The following is a 15,930-nucleotide window of genomic DNA, read 5'->3' as shown; positions in this document are numbered from 1 at the left end:
TTACGTTCGCCGCATGCGGTTGTTGCACACGTCGGACTGGCACCTGGGCCGGACGCTGCACGGGGTCGATCTGCTCGACCACCAGGCGGCGTACCTCGCGCACCTGGTCGATGTCGTGCGCGCCGAGCAGGTCGACGCGGTGGTCGTCGCGGGGGACGTGTACGACCGGGCGATCCCGCCCGTCGAGGCCGTGACGCTCCTGTCGGACACGCTCGCGCAGCTGGCCGAGCACACCACCGTCGTCGTCACGTCCGGCAACCACGACTCGGCCACGCGCCTGGGGTTCGGCGCCGGCGTCTTCAAGGAGAGCGTGCGGCTGCGCACCCGGGTCGCGGGGCTGGCGTCTCCGGTCGTGCTCTCCGACGAGGTCCTCGTCTACGGCATCCCCTACCTCGACCCGGACTTCGCGCGGGTCGAGCTCGCGGACGCGCCCGACGCACCGCTCGTCCGGTCGCACGAGGCCGTGACGACGGCGGCGATGCGGCGGATCCGCGCCGACGCCGAGTCGCGCGGACAGGCACGTGTCGTCGTCGCCGCGCACGCGTTCGTCATGGGCGGCGAGCCGACCGAGTCCGAGCGGGACATCCGCGTCGGTGGCGTGGACCACGTGCCCGCCGGGGTGTTCGCGGGCGCCTCCTACGTGGCGCTGGGGCACCTGCACGGGCCGCAGGGGCTCGACGGCCCGGACGGGACCGTGCTGCGCTACTCCGGCTCGCCGCTCGCGTACTCGTTCTCGGAGCAGCACCACGCCAAGTCGACTGTGCTGGTGGACCTGTCGGGTCCCGTCGTGCGGACCGAGCTGATCGCTGCCCCGGTCCCTCGCCGGCTCGCGGACGTGTCCGGCCCGCTGGACGAGCTGCTCGCCGACGAGAGGCACGTCGACGACTGGGTCCGCGTGACGGTCACGGACGTCCGCCGCCCGCAGGACCTCTTCCGCCGCGTCCGCGCACGCTTCCCGCACGCGCTCGTGGTCCAGCACGTCCCGGTGGCGCTGCCCGGGCGAGCCCGACCCTCGGTGGTGACCGCCGCGCACGACCCGCTCGACGTCGCCGCCGACTTCCTCACGCACGTCACCGGCCACGGGCCGACGCCGGCCGAGGTGGCCGTGCTGCGGCGTGCCTACGAGGACGTGGCAGATGTCGACGCCGAGAAGAGCGCCTGATGCAGCTGCGCTCCCTGACGCTGCAGGCCATCGGCCCGTTCGCCGGCCGGCACACCATCGACTTCGGGGCGCTCGCGCAGGGTGGGCTCTTCCTGCTCGAGGGTCCGACGGGGTCCGGCAAGTCCACGGTGATCGACGCGATCGTGTTCGCGCTCTACGGCAAGGTCGCGTCCGCGGAGGCCAGCGAGGAGCGCCTGCGCTCGGCGTATGCCGCTGACGACACGGAGAGCATGGTCGACCTCGTGTTCGAGGTGCCGGCCGGGGTGTTCCGGGTGCGGCGCACGCCCGCCTACCAGCGCGCCAAGCGCCGCGGGACCGGGACGACGCCCGCGCAGGCGTCGGTGAAGCTGTGGCGGTTGTCGGCGGATGCCCGGCCCGACGATGTCGGCATCCCGCTGGGCAACCGGCTGGACGAGGTCGGCGCGGAGATCCAGCGGCTGGTCGGCCTCGACCGCACCCAGTTCGTGCAGACGATCGTCCTGCCGCAGGGCGAGTTCGCGCACTTCCTGCGTGCCAAGCCCGAGGACCGCAAGGACCTGCTGCAGAAGATCTTCGGCACCGAGGTCTACGAACGGCTGCAGAAGCGGCTGGCCGAGATGCGTCGCGAGAGCGACCGCGGAACCGACGCGGCCCGGGTGGCCCTGAGGTCGGGCGCCGCGCAGCTGGTCGGCGCCGCGCGGCTGGCGCCCGAGGACGGCGCCGTGCTCCGGTCCGCGGTCGAGGACGCGATCGCCTCCACCGCGCTCGTGGCGTCCGTCTCGGACGTCGTGTCGGCGACCACCGCCACGCTCTCGGCTCTCGCCGGCTCGGCGCGCTCTCGGTCCGGTGAGGCCGAGGCGGAGTGGCTCGAGGCCCGGCGACTGCTCGACGAGGCGCGCGTTGTCGCCGACCTGGTGGCCACGCGCGACCGGCTGCGGGTGCGTCGGGCCGAGCTCGAGGCGTCCGCCGACCTGAACTCGCAGGCCGTGTCCCGGCTGGCTCGTGCGCGCTCCGCCCAGGCTGTGCGGCCCCTGCTCGTCGGGCTCGACCGGGCGCTGACCGCGCTCGACGCCGCCGAGAAGGGCGTGCTGGCGGCCCTCGACGCCGCGCCGCCCGACATCGCCGACGCCCCCGACGGCTCGCTGCGGACGCACGTGCGCGCCGCCAGCCGCTCCGCAGCGTCGGAGGCGGCCACGCTGCAACGGCTGGTCGAGGTCGAGGCCGGCCTAGCGACGCGGCGGCGTGCGATGCGGGCCGCGCGGGCCGCCCTGGACGACCTGCAGGCTGCGATCACGGTCGACGACACCTGGCTGGCCGGCCGGCCCGACGAGCGCGAGGTGCTGCACGCGACGCTCGAGGCCGCGCGGACCCTCGCCGCCGAGCGCGGCGACCGGTCGGCCGCGGTGACCGCAGCGGGCGAGGTGGTCACCGCACACACCGAGCTGAGGTCCGCGCAGGAGGCGCTCGCGGTCGCGGTCGAGACGCATGCGGCGGCCGCCGCGCTCGCGGTGTCGGCGCACGAGCGCGAGACCGTGCTGCGCCGTGCGCGGATCGCCGGGCTCGCCGGTGAGCTCGCCGCCGACCTCGCCGACGGAGACGACTGCCCAGTGTGCGGTTCGGCCGAGCACCCCGCCAAGGCGCCCCTCGACGCCAACCACGTCTCCGCCGCGCAGGTGGACCAGGCGGAGGGCGAGCGGTCGCGGGCCGAGGACGTGCTGGTCGCCGCGGTCGCGCAGGTCGGGCGGCTCACGGAGCGCGTCGCAGGACTGGCGCAGCGCACCGGGGAGCTCGACGCCGCAGAGGCCGAGGCGGCGCTGGCCGAGTCCCGCGCGGCGCTGGCCGAGGCTCAGGCCGCCGAGCGCGAGGTGGCCCGGCTCGGGCCGGTGCTGGACGGGTTCGACGAGGGGACGCGCACTCGAGAGGCGCGACGGGCGTCCGCCGTCGCCCAGCTGGCAGGCGACACCGCGACCCTCGACGTCACGCTGCACGACCTCGACACCGCCGAGGCGGACGTCGTGACCGCTCGCGGTGCGCACCCGACGGTCGCGGCACGGCACTCCGAGATGCTGGAGCGCGCCGCCGCCGCGGACACCGTGCTGGAGGCCCTCGGCGAGCGGGCGACAGCGCGGGACGAGGTGCGCCGCCGGGAGGTCGAGCTGGCCGACGGGCTGGCCGAGCAGCGCTTCGGGACGGCCGCCGAGGCCCGCGACTCGCTCGTCGAGGCGGCCGTGCTCGCCGAGCTCGAGGCGATCGTCACCGCGTACGCGACCGAGCTGGACCGCGTCACGGCGGGTCTGGCCGAGCCCGCGATCGTCGCGCTGGCCGAGGACCTCGTGGTCGACCTCGACGCGGTCCGGTCCGCCGAGTCCGTCGCGCGCGGGATGGCCGAGGAGGCCGCAGGAGCCGCCCGGGTGGCCACCGACCGGTCGCACGCCGCCGAGTCGGCCGGTGCGGACGTCGTCGCGGCGGCGCGGGTGCTGGCCGAGCGGATCGAGCAGGCCGGGCCGGTCTCGCGGCTGGCCGACCTGGTCGCGGGCGGCGGCAGCGACAACGCGCGCAGCCTCTCGCTGGCCACCTTCGTGCTCATGCGTCGGTTCGAGGACGTCGTCGCGGCCGCCAACGACCGGCTGCTGCTCGTCTCGGACGGCCGGTTCGAGCTCGAGCGCAGCGACGAGAAGGAGGACGTCCGCGCTCGGAACACGGGTCTGGCGATGCGCGTCCTCGACCACCGCACCGGCCGCCCTCAGGACCCGCGGCAGCTGTCCGGCGGCGAGACCTTCTACGTCTCGCTCTGCCTCGCGCTCGGCATGGCGGACGTGGTCACCGCCGAGGCCGGAGGGATCGACCTCGGCACCCTCTTCGTCGACGAGGGGTTCGGGTCGCTGGACGCGCACACTCTCGACCAGGTGCTCGCCGAGCTGGGCCGGCTGCGTGCCGGCGGGCGGGTGGTCGGGGTGGTGTCCCACGTCGAGACGCTGAAGCAGTCGATCGCCGACCGCATCGAGATCCGCCCGACCGCCGAGGGCCCCAGCACGCTGAGCGTCCGGGCCGGCTGAGCGGCGCCGCGTCGCGGTTCGGTCCGCTACCAGGCCCAGCCGCGGCTGGCGAGCTCGACCTCTTCGCGGAAGCGTTCGGCTCCGTCGCCCTTGGGGTGCACCTCGACCTCGACGCCGGCGAGCTTGCACGCTTCCGCGAGCAGCTGGTCGTAGGCGAGCTGCGACGCGATGAGCCGCTCGGCCCGGGCGAACGTGTGCGGGTCGTCCTCGAGCTCGCGCATGTGGTCGGCGACCTTGGTGAGCCGCGACTGGACGTGCAGCGTCATGAACGGGTCGTAGACCGGCGGGTGCTCGCGGCGCAGGTGCGCGGCGACGTGCTCGAGCCACCCGGCCACGGCTCGCTGCCAGCGCGGGGGCTGGTCGGGCGTGGCGATGAGGCCCCAGGCCAACCGGAAAGCGAGGGCCGGGACGAAGAAGAGGAAGACAAAGAGCACCAGGGTCACGGAGCGTCCTTCATCGCGCGCTTCCCGCCAGGTTATGTCGCGCAGTGTGACCTGCGCCACATCAATCCTCATCCGAAGTGAAGGATCACCCTGGGCAGGGCACCGCGTCGGGCTCGTCGGCCCGCGAGGCCGGTCCGGCCGCCCGCGCGTGCTCGCTTGCGCGCGCCCCGGAGGGTCGGCCGAAGCCCGGCGCGTTGACGTCGGACGGCGTGCCGTCCGCGCGAGCCGAGACGGCTGCGACCACGGCGGGGACCAGGACGCGGGACTGCGCCGACACGTCCGTGTGGACCTCCTCCGCGGCCGTCGTACGGACCCGGTTCCACGAGCGGCGGACGGCGAGCAGGAGTACCGCGGAGATGAAGATCGTGCCGGCCATGACCCCGGCCATCGACTCGGCGGTCGGCGTACCGCCGATGCTGGTCAGCGGGGCGATGAGAGCGCCGAGCCCGAACTGCAGGGCACCGAGCAGGGCGGCGGCGGACCCGGCGCGGTGCGGGTTGCTGGCCAGAGCGATGGCCGGCGCCGACGGCAGGACGAAGCCCGCGGTACCGAGGGTGAGCACGAGGAGGGTCACGACGAGCCAGAGCGGCCCGCCGACGATCGTCGTCGCGAAGAGGGACAGCGAGAGACCGAGACCGACCAGGACGGTGCCGCTGAGCACCTGCTCGGGCGTGAACCGGCCGACCAGCGCACCGTTGACCTGCGAGCCGGCGGTGATCGCGACCGCGCCGCCCGCGAACACCCAGCCGAACTGCTGCGCGGTCATGCCGTAGCCGTCCTGGAACACGAACGTCGAGGACGCCACGTAGGTGAACATCGCGCCCAGGTAGAACGCGGACATGAGGGCCAGGCCGAGGAACGGCAGGTCGGCCAGCAGGTCACGGTAGGTGCGCAGCGCGCCGAGGGTCCCGCCGGTGCGGCGCAGGTGCTCGGGCAGGCTCTCCCGGAGCGCGAACGACGAGACGACGAGCAGGACCGCTCCGACGACGGCCAGGAACACGAAGATCAGCCGCCACGAGCCGAACCGCAGCAGCTGGGCGCCGATGGTCGGGGCGAGGATCGGTGCGACGCCGACCACGAGCATGAGCCGGGCCATCACCTTGGAGACCGCGAGCCCCTCGTACCGGTCGCGGACGATCGCCATCGACAGGACCATGCCGGTCGCGGCGCTGAACCCCTGGACGAACCGCAGGCCGGTGAAGACCGTGATGTTGGTGGCCACGGACAGCGCGACGGAGACGACCACGTACACGGAGAGGCCGACCAGGAGCGGGCGCCGGCGACCGAAGGCGTCGGAGATCGAGCCGATGGTCAGCTGCCCGAGCGCGAGCCCGGCCAGGGACGCGGCGATGGTCAGCTGCACCGCCGCGGCGGACGTGTTCAGGTCGGCCGCGATCTCGGGGAACGCGGCGAGGTAGGTGTCGAAGGTCAGCGGGCCGACGGCAGTCAGCGCGGAGAGCAGGAGGACGAAGCCGACGCTCACGCGCGTCGCGGGGATCCGGGCCATGAGGGGTGCAACGGTTGCGGACCGCAAGCATCTTCCCGAGGTGTCCAGTCCTCGGGACGGAATGTGATCTGCGTCGGTCGCTCTCACGCGCGATCGTGCGGGTGCCGATGAGTTGACGTGACACCTGTCGAGGCCGACGGCCCTGCCCCTGTCCGCGGTGCCGGGTGGGAGCCCTGGCGCATCGCGGGCGCCGCCGGGTTCGGCCTGGTCTCGTTGAGCGGCCTCGCCGGCGGCTGGGGCGGCGCCGTGCTCTTCGCCTCGCTGTACCTGGGTGCGACGGCGCTGTGGGCGCTGGTCCGCAAGCGGTCGTGGCTCGGTCCGATGCGCCGCCGGGGCGCCGTGGTCCTGCTCGCGTGCGGGTTCGTCGGGCTCGTCGTCGGAAGCGCCGCGGCGACGCCGGCCGAGCCGGTGCCGGCCGCCTCGGGTGCGACCGCGACGGCCGGACCGACGGCTGCTGCCGAGCACAGTCCGACCGCGGAGGCGACGCCGGCCGTCCCGGCCGTCCCGACGCTCGAGGAGCAGGCCGCCGCGCTGCCCGAGCCCGAGCCGGCACCGGTCGCCGACGTCGCAGCGGTCGAGGCCACCGCCGCTCCGCAGACGGCGCTGGGCGCGGTGCTTCTGCTCGAGGTCAAGGGTCGCGCGCCGAAGACCGGCTACGACCGGGACCTGTACGGGCAGGCGTGGAAGGACGTGGACCGCAACGGCTGCGACACCCGCAACGACATCCTGCGCCGGGACCTGACGTCGATCGTGCTCAAGCCGAACACGCAGGACTGCGTCGTCGCGACGGGCACCCTGCAGGACCCGTACTCGGCGCGCGCGATCGACTTCGTCCGCGGCCAGGAGACGTCGTCGGCCGTGCAGATCGACCACGTCGTCGCGCTCTCGGACTCGTGGCAGAAGGGCGCGCAGGCCTGGGACGTGACCCGCCGCGAGGCGTTCGCGAACGACCCGCTGAACCTGCTGGCCGTCGACGGGCCGCTCAACATGCAGAAGGGCGACGGGGACGCCGCGACCTGGCTGCCGCCGAACAAGTCCTTCCGGTGCGCGTACGTCGCGCGCCAGGTCGGCGTGAAGTACACCTACGGCCTCTGGGTCACGCAGGCCGAGCGCGACGCGATCGTGCGCGTCCTGTCGACATGCCCGGACGAGCCGCTGCCCGCCGGGTCGTCAGTCCCTGCGGTCCCGGCGCCCCCGGCCCCGGTCGTCGCGCCGCCCGTCGCGGCTCCCGTCGCGCCCGCGCCCGCTCCGGTCGCCCCGGCACCCGTGGCACCGGCACCCGCGCCTGCTCCCGCTCCAGCCCCGCCGCCCGTCGAGGCGCCGGCCCCGAGCGTCTACTACAAGAACTGCACCGAGGCGTGGGCCGCAGGAGCTGCGCCCGTGCACGTCGGCGACCCGGGCTACGCGCCGCACCTCGACCGCGACAAGGACGGCATCGGCTGCGAGCAGCGCCCCTGAGCGCGGTCCATGACCCCCCGGGCCACTACGGTGAACCCGTGATCACACGCGGGCGGCAGGCATGAGCAAGGGTGCGGTCGTCGCGGGCGTCGCCATCGGCGCCGTGGTGCTGCTGGTCGGTGGCGCGTTCGTCGCGGACCGCGTCGTGGCGTCCACGGTGGAGAAGCGTTCGGTCGAGGCGATCCAGCAGAACCTGGACGGTGTCGTCGGCACGCCGACCGTGGACATCGGCGGCTTCCCGTTCCTCACGCAGGTGCTCAAGGGCTCGCTCGACGAGGTCTCCGGGCAGGTCGACGGGGTGACGATCGAGGGCATCCCGGCCACCGACGTGACGCTCGACGCGACGAACATCACGACCTCCGAGCCCTACACCGCGGGCACGGCGACCATCGAGGCGACGCTGCCGACCGCGTCGATCGACCAGATCATCGCCGACCAGACGACGCTCTCGATCACGACCAACGTCGACGGTGACGCGCTGCAGGCGACCGGCCAGGTGCTCGGTGTGCGACTCACGGCGAGCCTCATCCCGCGGGTCGAGGACGGGAAGCTGCTGGTGGACGTGACGAGCGTCGCGATCGGCGGGGCGTCCCTCAGCGTCGACTCCTTGCCGAACTCGATCGGCGACAAGCTCGACGACATCGAGATCCCGGTCAAGACCGGCCTGCCCGAGGGGCTCGTGCTCTCCGGGGTCCAGGTCGTCGACGACGGCGTCCGCATCACCGCGACCGGCACGGACGTCGTCATCCCCACCGAGGTTCCGTGAGCAGCTGGTTCAGCGATGCGTGGTCGGACATCACGACGCCGCAGCCTGTGCCGTCCACGGCCGTCGTCGTCGGAACAGCAGTCGCGGTCCTCGCCGTGCTCGTCGTGCCGGTCGCCTGGCACCTCGCGCGGCACGGCCTGACGATCGTGCACGAGGCGTTCCACGCCGGTGTTGCGGTCCTCGTCGGCAGACGGCTGTCCGGGATCAAGGTGCACTCGGACACCTCGGGCCTGACGGTGTCGTCGGGAAGGCCGCGCGGGCCGGGCATGGTCGCGACGGCCGCCGCCGGGTACACCGGCCCCGCGATCCTGGGGGTCGGCGCCGCGTTCCTGCTGTCGCGGGGGTACGCGGTCGCGCTGCTGTGGCTGCTGCTCGTCGTGCTGGTGCTCGTGCTCGTCCAGATCCGCAACTGGTACGGCCTGTGGTCGGTGCTGGTCACCGGGGCGCTCGTCGTGGCGGTGACGTTCTGGGGTTCGTCGCAGGTGCAACTCGTGTTCGCCTACCTGGTCACGTGGTTCCTGCTGCTCGGGGCCCCGCGCGCGGTGATCGAGATGCAGTCCCAGCGCCGGGGGCGCCGGGGTGCCACGGACACGTCCGACGCCGGCCTGCTCGGACGCCTGACCCACATGCCCGGGGGTCTGTGGGTCGGCATCCTGTTCCTGTTCTGCGTCGCCGCGCTGGCGCTCGGGGCCGCTTGGCTGATCGGGCTGCAGCTCTAGCGCGCGACCACCCGCGGATGGTCCTTCCACGCCKGCAGCGTCGCCATGTGGTCGAGCGTCTCGGCCTCCAGCTGCTCACGGCTGGCGTCCGGCTCGCGTCGGGCCTGCCAGCTGACCATCCGCTCGAACCGCTCCTCGAACGCCTGCAGGTTGCCGTCCGCGTCCGTGCAGTGCGCGCAGTAGCGGCCTGACTCGACGGGCATCCCGCAGCTCTCGCAGTGCATCTCCGTCATGGTTCCTCCTTCTCGTTCGCCTGGATCAGTGCTCTCAGTCCGCCGACGAGACCAGCGCGCTGGTCGTTCGTCATGCTCGTCGCGGCTCGGGCGAGCAGCTCGGTCGACAGGACCTGACGCTCGCGCTCGAGGGTGTCGAACCCCTGACGGGTGAGCCAGACCAGCGTCCGGCGGCGGTCGTCCGGGTCGGCCTCGCGTTCCAGCAGCCCCTTGCCCTCGAGCTGCGTGACGATGTCGCTGACCACGGACTGCGCCCGGTCGAGGTGCTGCGCGGCCTCGCCGACGGTCAGCGGTCCGGTGTGTGCGAGGTGCAGGAGGACGGCGCGCGAGGCCCCCGACATCTGCGCGCGCTTGCCGTCGCGACGGTGAAAGCGCAGGTAGGCCTGCTGGAACGCGTCCTCGAACTCCCTCGCGAAGTCCTCTTCCTGGGTCACGAGGCTCACGTTCCCGCTCGTGCGATCCATCGTCAATCCCGATGCGTTCGGATGCTCCGCCTCCCGGCGGTCCGGCGTCGGCGGGGGCATGATCGTCCCGGGTTCGAGGTGAGGACAGGGATGAGCGGCGAGACRACGCGACCGGTGCTGGTGCGAGGTGGCCTGCTGGCCGACGGGGTCAGCGACGACCTGCTGCGAGCCGACGTGCGGCTGGCGGGCGACCGGATCGTCGAGATCGGTCCGGACCTGGAGGTCGAGGGCGCCGAGGTGATCGACGCCGGCTGGCAGCTCGTCATGCCCGGGTTCATCGACACGCACGTGCACGTCGACGCCCTCGTGCTCGACCCGGACGCGCAGGCGGCGATGACGTTCCAGGGGGTCACGACCGCCGTGCTCGGCCAGGACGGGGTGTCGTTCGCCCCCTCGCCGCCGGGCTCCGGTGCCACCGAGTACGCGGAGCGGTACTTCGCGGCGATCAACGGGCGGCACCCGTCCTTCCGCGGCGGCTCGGTGGCCGAGCTGCTGGCCACCTACGACGGCACGACGACGGTCAACACGGCCTACCTCGTGCCGCACGGCACCGTGCGGTTCGCGATCATGGGGGCCGACGACCGACCGGCCTCGTGGGACGAGATCGCCGCGATGGTGCGGCTCCTCGAGCAGGGTCTCGACGAGGGCGGCGTCGGGATGTCGACCGGGCTCGAGTACGCGCCCGCGATGTCGGCGTCCCGTGACGAGCTGCTCGCGCTCTGCTCGGCCCTGGCGTCGCGCGGGAAGCCGCACGTCTCGCACATGCGCGGCTATGAGGACCGGGCCCCGACCGCGCTCGCGGAGCTGCTCGGACTGTCGCGGGCGACCGGCGTCGGCACGCACGTGTCGCACTTCCACGGGCCGGCCGAGTCGCTCGTGCCGATGGTCGACGCCGCCCTCGACGAGGGGCTCGACCTCACGTTCGACTCGTACCCCTACCTCAGGGGGTCGTCGATCCTGGCGCTCGTCGCCCTGCCGACGTCCCTGCCGCTGGCCGACGCCGAGCGGACGCTGGCCCTCCTCGCCGACCCGGCCGTGATCGCGTCACTGCCGCCACGTGACGACGTCTGGCCGCGCGTCACGATCTCGTGGGCCCCGGGCTTCGAGTGGGCCGAGGGGATGCCGCTCCTGGGAGTCGCTGCCCGGCTCGGCCTCTCTGCGTCGGACGCCGCCCTGCACCTGCTGGTCCAGACGAAGCTGCAGGTCGGGTGCGTGTTCGGGTTCCCGCCCGGGGCGACCGAGCACTCGATGCGGGTGCTCGCGCAGCACCCCGCCCACTGCGCCGGCTCCGACGGTCTCTACCTCGGCGGTCACCCGCACCCGCGCGGCTGGGGCACGTTCGCGCGGTACCTCGGCGAGCACACGCGCGAGCTGGCCGACTGGTCGTGGCCGGAGGCGCCCGCGCACCTGTCGACGACCGCCGCACGGCGGTTCGGGCTCACCGACCGCGGCTCCGTGCGACTGGGTGCGCGCGCGGACCTCGTGCTCCTCGACCCCGCGAACGTCATCGACCGGGCGACCTACGAGGAGCCGCGCACGCTGGCGACCGGCGTCCAGGCGGTGCTCGTCAACGGGGTTCCCGTGCTGCTCGACGGCCGGCTCACGGGTGCGCTGCCCGGCCGCCCCAGGTGACGGCTCAGGCTCCTGCCAGGTGAGAATGGGCGCATGACCCGCGAGAAGATCAGCACCCCCGACGCCCCGCAGCCCGCCGGCAACTACTCCCAGGGCATCCGCCTGGGCAACCTGGTCTGGACCGCCGGCTTCGGCCCGCAGGACCCCGTGACCGGCGAGATCGCGCCGTCGGTGGGCGACCAGACGCGGCAGGTGCTGCGCAACGTGGCGGCCACCCTCGCAGCCGCCGACCTCACGCTCGACGACGTCGTGAAGACCACCGTCCACCTGGCCGACCTCGCAGACTTCGCCGAGTTCAACGCCGCCTACGGCGAGTTCTTCGGCGACCCCAAGCCGGCGCGCACCACCGTCGGGTCGGTGCTCGCGGGGATCAAGGTCGAGATCGACGTGGTCGCCGGGCGCGTCTAGGCCGACGTCGGCGACGTGCCTAGAACCAGGTCGTCACGACGTCGACGACGCGCTGCTCGGAGTCGAGCACGGGGATCACCCGCCACTTGTCGAACGCGGTGCACGGGTGCGAGATGCCGAGCTCGAGCAGGTCGCCGGGGCTCAGGGGGTCCGCGTCCGTGCCGGCCTCCAGGAACGCGTGCTGGTCGTTGGTGCGTGTGACGGTCCAGCCCGTCCTGTTGAGCACCACCGGCAGGCCCGAGTCGTAGGGCACGTCGCGCTTGCCGGCACCGACCAGCGCGAGGCCCGGTTCGGGCGTCGAGAGGACCTGCGCCCAGACCCGCAGCGCCGGGTGGAGGCTGCCGGCGATCCGCGTGAAGGGGGTCGACGAGACGTACGTGCCGTGGTCGTGCGTCACGTAGGACCCTGACCGCAGGATCGTCCGGCCACCCGGAAAGGCGCGCAGCTCGTCGGCAACAGCGTCGAAGAACGCCGACCCACCCGCGGACAGGACGATCTCGCCGTCGATGTACGGCCGCAGCTCGGTGGCGACCAGGCGCACCTCGGCGACGAACGCGCGGGCCTCGTTGATGCTCGAGCAGCCGCCCTCGTACGCGCTGACGCCCCGGAGGCTCACGTTGTCCGTCGCCGCGATCGCCTTCGCGACGGCGAGCGCATCCGCCCGTGAGCGCACGCCGGTGCGGTCGTAGCCGACCTCGAGGAGCACGGTCAGCGATCCCCCGGCGTCCTTGGCCCTGGCGACACCCTCGACCGAGTCGACGTAGAACAGGATCTCCGCGTCGTCGCACGCCGCGATCCAGCGCAGAACCGTCGGGTCGACGATCTCGTTGGCCACCAGGATCCGTCGGACCCCGAACGAGTACGCCGCGAGCAGCTGGTTCCCCGTGGCGACCGTCATGCCCCACGCCCCTGCGTCGAGCTGCGCGGCGAAGATCTCCGCGGACATCGTCGTCTTCCCGTGCGGCGCGAACTCCAACCCTCGGTCGCGGGTCCAGTCGGCCAGCTCCGCGATGTTGTGCGCGAGCGAGTCGGCGTCCAGCGTCAGCACCGGGAACGTCAACGCACCGTCCGTGAGCGTGTGCCCTGCGGCTGTGAACTCGTCGACCGTGACCGGTGTCGGCTGCCAGAAGCCCTTGGTGGTCGGGCCGATCTCCCTCGTCGGGACGTGGACGGACATGCCCTCGAAGGTAGCGCCGTTCCGGTTGGCCGGTCGGTCGGGGTCGTCGGCCGCTCACCGCCTGATCGGGTCCCGGCCCGGCCGGCCGTTTCCTGTAGGCCCCAGCGTCCTTCGCGACGACGCACCGGCGGAGCTCGTGCTCGAGCGCGTCGTGCTCGGCGGCGGTGACCCACAGGCCGTAGGCCGACTTCACGCGGATCTGGCGCAGCACGTAGACGCAGCGGTAGCCCTTGTTGGGCGGGAGCCAGGTCGCGGCGTCGGAGGCGCCCTTGTCCTGGTTGGCGGGGCCGTCGACGGCGAGCAGGTTGGCGGGGTCGTTGGCGAAGGCCTCCCGCTTGCCCGCCGACCAGTCCTGCGCCCCGGTCTCCCAGGCGTCGGCCAGGGCGACCACGTGGTCGATCTGGACGTCGGCGGAGTCGGGTCCGCGGACGAAGGCCTCCGTCGTGCCCGTGTACGGCTCGTCCAGGGTCCCCGCCAGCACCGTGCAGTCGTCGGTCTCCGTGCGTTTCTCGACGAGGTCCCGGGCGAGCACGTCGTTGCGGGTGTCGCAGCCGTTCCGGTCGACGTCCGCCCACGCCTGCCCGAACCGCTCGCGCGAGTACCCCGCACTCGGTGCGCGCTCGCGGACCGTGAGCCGGTCCAGCGACTCCCCACCTGCGACCAGGTCCGCCTGCGTCACCGGGTACCGCGCCGCGACCCGTGCCTGCGTCCAGGCAGGGACGCCCGCGCCGATCGCCACGCAGACGATCAGCACGAGGACCCACGGCCAGGCTCGCTTCATGGTGCGACGGTCGCAGGTTGGCGGGGGCTGCTGCGGCCGCCGCGTGGTCGGTCTTGTCGGGTGGGGCTGTGGGCGGTTGGCGACGCATAGGTTGGCGCGACGTGGGGCTGTGGTCGCGTCGTGGTGCACAGGCTGTGGATATGTTTGCCCAGGTCAGAGATGGTTTTGGTCTTGTGTGCGCCGCCTGGACGGCGTATTGTCGAACGTATGTTCGAATCAAAGCAGTCGACGACGAGCGCGGTGGCGGACCGCCTCGCCTCCCTCGTCGCGTGCGCTTCGGACGTCGTCGCCGACGCACGTGGCGCGTCCAACTGGCCCGCGCCCGACCGGGTCGCCGCACTCGCGACTCTGGACGCGACTGTCGCTGCGGTCGCGGAGGCGCGGGCGCATCTGCTGGTCGCGGACCGGGACGCGGGCGACTCGCAGCTGCCGGGGGACCGGTCCTATGAGGCGGCACGAGCGCGGGTGACGCGGGCGGGGGTGGGGGATGCGCGCCGGCAGGTGCAGCAGGCCGACGCGTTGGTCTCGATGGGCACGGTGGCAGTCGGGGTGCGGGACGGGTCGGTCCCGTTGGGGCACCTGGACGTGCTGGCCCGAGTCGCGGCGGCCGCGTCCCCGGAGGTTGCAGCGGTGCTGCGCTCCGAGGAGGTCCAGCAGGACATGGTGCGGTTGGTGCGGGTGCAGTCGGCGCCGGACTTCGGCAGGGCGCTGGCGAGGTTCGTGGCCGCGCAGGACCCGGCCGGGCTGGAGGCCGCGCACCAGGACTCCTACCAGGCGCGGTTCCTGGTCTTGTCGGCCCAACCTCACGGCGTGTTCCTCAAGGGTCAGCTGGACTCGACGGCGGCGGAGTCGCTGCGGGTCGCTCTGGACGCGATGGCTCAGTTCCCCGACGAGACCCGCACCCCGGGTCAGGCGTGCGCGGACGCACTGGTGATGCTCGCCGAACGCATCTGCGCCGGGACTTCCGCCCCGCTCGGTGCCGGGACAGCCGCGCCGCTCGGTGCCGGGACAGCCCCAGGCGCCAGCCGCGTGGCGCGAGCGCCGGGCGCCGGCCACGTGGCGCGAGCGCCGGGCGAGGCTGCACATGACGCCGGTGACGTTGCGGCGCGCATGGGCGGCGGCCTGAGCGTGCCAGCCGGCTCCGGTGACCTGCCTGATGGTGGGAGCGAGCAGGCATCCGGGACGGGCTCCCGCCCGCACCTGTCGCTGCTGGTGCCGGCCGCCACGTTCGCCGAGCTCCTCGCCCACGAACAGGCCCGACACCCCAAGGCCGCCACGCGCGGCAGCGGATCGAACTGCGCCGATTCCGACCAGGACGCCCAGACCGACCCTCATCCGGACTCGGGCTCGGGCTCGGGCTCCGACTCCGACTCCGACTCCGACTCCGACTCGGGCTCAGGCCCGGGCGCCGATGCGGGTCATGGCCGGGATCGGGGGCGGGTGGCGCCGGACTGGTCGCCAGTGCCTCCTGCGACGCTGGAGGACGGGACACCGGTGGCGATGTCCGAGCTCGCGCGGTGCCTGTGCGATGCGGACATCACCCGGATCGTGATGGCGGCCGACGGGCAGCCCCTCGATGTGGGCCGCACCCGCCGGCTGCACACCCCGGCACAGCGCAAGGCGGTGATCGCCCGCGACCAGCAGTGCGTGTGGAACGGGTGCGAGACACCGGCCCCACGCTGCGAGGTCCACCACATCCGCTGGTGGAACCGGGACAACGGGCCCACCGACGTGGAACACGCCGCCCTGGTGTGTCGACACCATCACGGAGAGATCCACCGCCACGACCTGAGCATCCACCGGCTCCCGAACTCACCAGGCATCGAACCGGGCGGCGCACCCCTGCGGTACGTCTTCCGGAGCCCCGACCGTTCGGTCGCGAACGCGCCGCCCGCCTGGACCGGCGAAACGGTCGCGCCGCCGGGCCGGACCGGGTTCGGATCCGTCGCGCCATCCGGTCGGGCCGAGGTCGGGACGGATACCGCGACTCGAGCTGCCTCGGTAAGGGAAGCCAGGCGAGTTGCTCGCGAGCAGGCGTCGTTCGCGCTGTTCGAGTCCGACAGGCCTCCACCCGAGTGGGCGACCGGGTGACCGGACGGGCCGTGCCGTGGCCCCGACGTTCGGTCGGTAGGGCGGTTCAGCGGT

The 15,930-nt window shown here is 73.3% G+C and carries 13 protein-coding genes and 1 pseudogene; 8 read left to right on the top strand and 6 right to left on the bottom strand.

The window, feature by feature from the left end; all coding sequences use genetic code 11:
* Positions 1-13: 13 nt before the first annotated feature.
* Positions 14-1,162: an exonuclease SbcCD subunit D gene (locus AC1DZC_RS16960; protein ID WP_477044088.1), complete on the top strand. Its 1,149-nt coding sequence runs from the start codon at positions 14-16 to the stop codon at positions 1,160-1,162.
* Positions 1,162-4,197 carry an AAA family ATPase gene (locus AC1DZC_RS16955; protein ID WP_477044087.1) on the top strand — a complete coding sequence of 1,012 codons (3,036 nt, stop codon included), beginning with the start codon at positions 1,162-1,164 and terminating at the stop codon, positions 4,195-4,197. The genes AC1DZC_RS16960 and AC1DZC_RS16955 overlap by 1 nt, the downstream gene beginning before the upstream one ends.
* Positions 4,198-4,223: 26 nt before the next feature.
* Here AC1DZC_RS16955 and AC1DZC_RS16950 read toward each other — a convergent pair whose 3' ends face one another.
* Entirely contained in the window at positions 4,224-4,640 is a 417-nt protein-coding gene (locus AC1DZC_RS16950; protein WP_477037777.1) for a hypothetical protein, read from the bottom strand.
* An 85-nt stretch (positions 4,641-4,725) separates the two neighbouring features.
* The gene (locus tag AC1DZC_RS16945) at positions 4,726-6,147 is read right to left on the bottom strand and encodes a multidrug effflux MFS transporter (RefSeq protein ID WP_477037778.1); all 1,422 of its coding nucleotides are present in this window, start codon (positions 6,145-6,147) and stop codon (positions 4,726-4,728) included.
* 117 nt (positions 6,148-6,264) lie between these two features.
* Here AC1DZC_RS16945 and AC1DZC_RS16940 point away from each other — a divergent pair, with 117 nt between their 5' ends.
* From AC1DZC_RS16940 to AC1DZC_RS16930, 3 genes are all read left to right on the top strand, one after another.
* A complete protein-coding gene (locus AC1DZC_RS16940) occupies positions 6,265-7,605 on the top strand; it encodes a GmrSD restriction endonuclease domain-containing protein (RefSeq protein ID WP_477044086.1) in 1,341 nt (446 codons plus the stop codon).
* Between the two features lie 61 nt (positions 7,606-7,666).
* Complete coding sequence (locus AC1DZC_RS16935; protein WP_477044085.1) at positions 7,667-8,371, top strand: LmeA family phospholipid-binding protein; 705 nt, start codon at positions 7,667-7,669, stop codon at positions 8,369-8,371.
* The gene (locus tag AC1DZC_RS16930) at positions 8,368-9,090 is read left to right on the top strand and encodes a M50 family metallopeptidase (protein WP_477044084.1); all 723 of its coding nucleotides are present in this window, start codon (positions 8,368-8,370) and stop codon (positions 9,088-9,090) included. Before AC1DZC_RS16935 ends, AC1DZC_RS16930 begins: the two co-directional genes overlap by 4 nt.
* On the opposite strand, the gene AC1DZC_RS16925 is transcribed toward AC1DZC_RS16930, so the two are convergent.
* Both AC1DZC_RS16925 and AC1DZC_RS16920 read right to left on the bottom strand, forming a co-directional pair.
* Positions 9,087-9,323, bottom strand: a complete 237-nt coding sequence (locus AC1DZC_RS16925) for a hypothetical protein (RefSeq protein WP_477044083.1) — start codon at positions 9,321-9,323, stop codon at positions 9,087-9,089. The two genes, AC1DZC_RS16930 and AC1DZC_RS16925, sit on opposite strands and share 4 nt — an antisense overlap.
* Positions 9,320-9,766, bottom strand: coding sequence for a MarR family winged helix-turn-helix transcriptional regulator (locus tag AC1DZC_RS16920; RefSeq protein ID WP_477044082.1), 447 nt, complete (start codon positions 9,764-9,766; stop codon positions 9,320-9,322). Before AC1DZC_RS16920 ends, AC1DZC_RS16925 begins: the two co-directional genes overlap by 4 nt.
* Positions 9,767-9,877: 111 nt before the next feature.
* Here AC1DZC_RS16920 and AC1DZC_RS16915 point away from each other — a divergent pair, with 111 nt between their 5' ends.
* Positions 9,878-11,419, top strand: a complete 1,542-nt coding sequence (locus AC1DZC_RS16915; protein ID WP_477044081.1) for an N-acyl-D-amino-acid deacylase family protein — start codon at positions 9,878-9,880, stop codon at positions 11,417-11,419.
* Between the two features lie 33 nt (positions 11,420-11,452).
* Positions 11,453-11,827, top strand: a complete 375-nt coding sequence (locus tag AC1DZC_RS16910; protein ID WP_477044080.1) for a RidA family protein — start codon at positions 11,453-11,455, stop codon at positions 11,825-11,827.
* A gap of 19 nt (positions 11,828-11,846) precedes the next feature.
* Here AC1DZC_RS16910 and AC1DZC_RS16905 read toward each other — a convergent pair whose 3' ends face one another.
* Positions 11,847-13,004 carry an alanine racemase gene (locus tag AC1DZC_RS16905; RefSeq protein WP_477044079.1) on the bottom strand — a complete coding sequence of 386 codons (1,158 nt, stop codon included), beginning with the start codon at positions 13,002-13,004 and terminating at the stop codon, positions 11,847-11,849.
* 154 nt (positions 13,005-13,158) lie between these two features.
* Positions 13,159-13,785, bottom strand: a pseudogene (locus AC1DZC_RS16900) (HNH endonuclease family protein); the annotation flags it as partial.
* 207 nt (positions 13,786-13,992) lie between these two features.
* On the opposite strand from AC1DZC_RS16900, the gene AC1DZC_RS16895 reads away from it, so the two are divergent.
* Positions 13,993-15,876, top strand: coding sequence for an HNH endonuclease signature motif containing protein (locus AC1DZC_RS16895; RefSeq protein WP_477044078.1), 1,884 nt, complete (start codon positions 13,993-13,995; stop codon positions 15,874-15,876).
* Positions 15,877-15,930 lie beyond the last annotated feature (54 nt).

Source organism: Cellulomonas sp. P2_B4, from assembly GCF_056404795.1.
This window is presented reverse-complemented; position numbering and strand designations above follow the sequence as displayed.

Bases quoted from the DNA above. Each gene is read 5' to 3' on its own strand.
- AC1DZC_RS16960 (WP_477044088.1), top strand. From the start codon at position 14: ATGCGGTTGTTGCACACGTCGGACTGGCACCTGGGCCGGACGCTGCAC.
- AC1DZC_RS16955 (WP_477044087.1), top strand. From the start codon at position 1,162: ATGCAGCTGCGCTCCCTGACGCTGCAGGCCATCGGCCCGTTCGCCGGC.
- AC1DZC_RS16945 (WP_477037778.1), bottom strand. From the start codon at position 6,147: ATGGCCCGGATCCCCGCGACGCGCGTGAGCGTCGGCTTCGTCCTCCTG.
- AC1DZC_RS16935 (WP_477044085.1), top strand. From the start codon at position 7,667: ATGAGCAAGGGTGCGGTCGTCGCGGGCGTCGCCATCGGCGCCGTGGTG.
- AC1DZC_RS16910 (WP_477044080.1), top strand. From the start codon at position 11,453: ATGACCCGCGAGAAGATCAGCACCCCCGACGCCCCGCAGCCCGCCGGC.
- AC1DZC_RS16905 (WP_477044079.1), bottom strand. From the start codon at position 13,004: ATGTCCGTCCACGTCCCGACGAGGGAGATCGGCCCGACCACCAAGGGC.
- AC1DZC_RS16895 (WP_477044078.1), top strand. From the start codon at position 13,993: ATGTTCGAATCAAAGCAGTCGACGACGAGCGCGGTGGCGGACCGCCTC.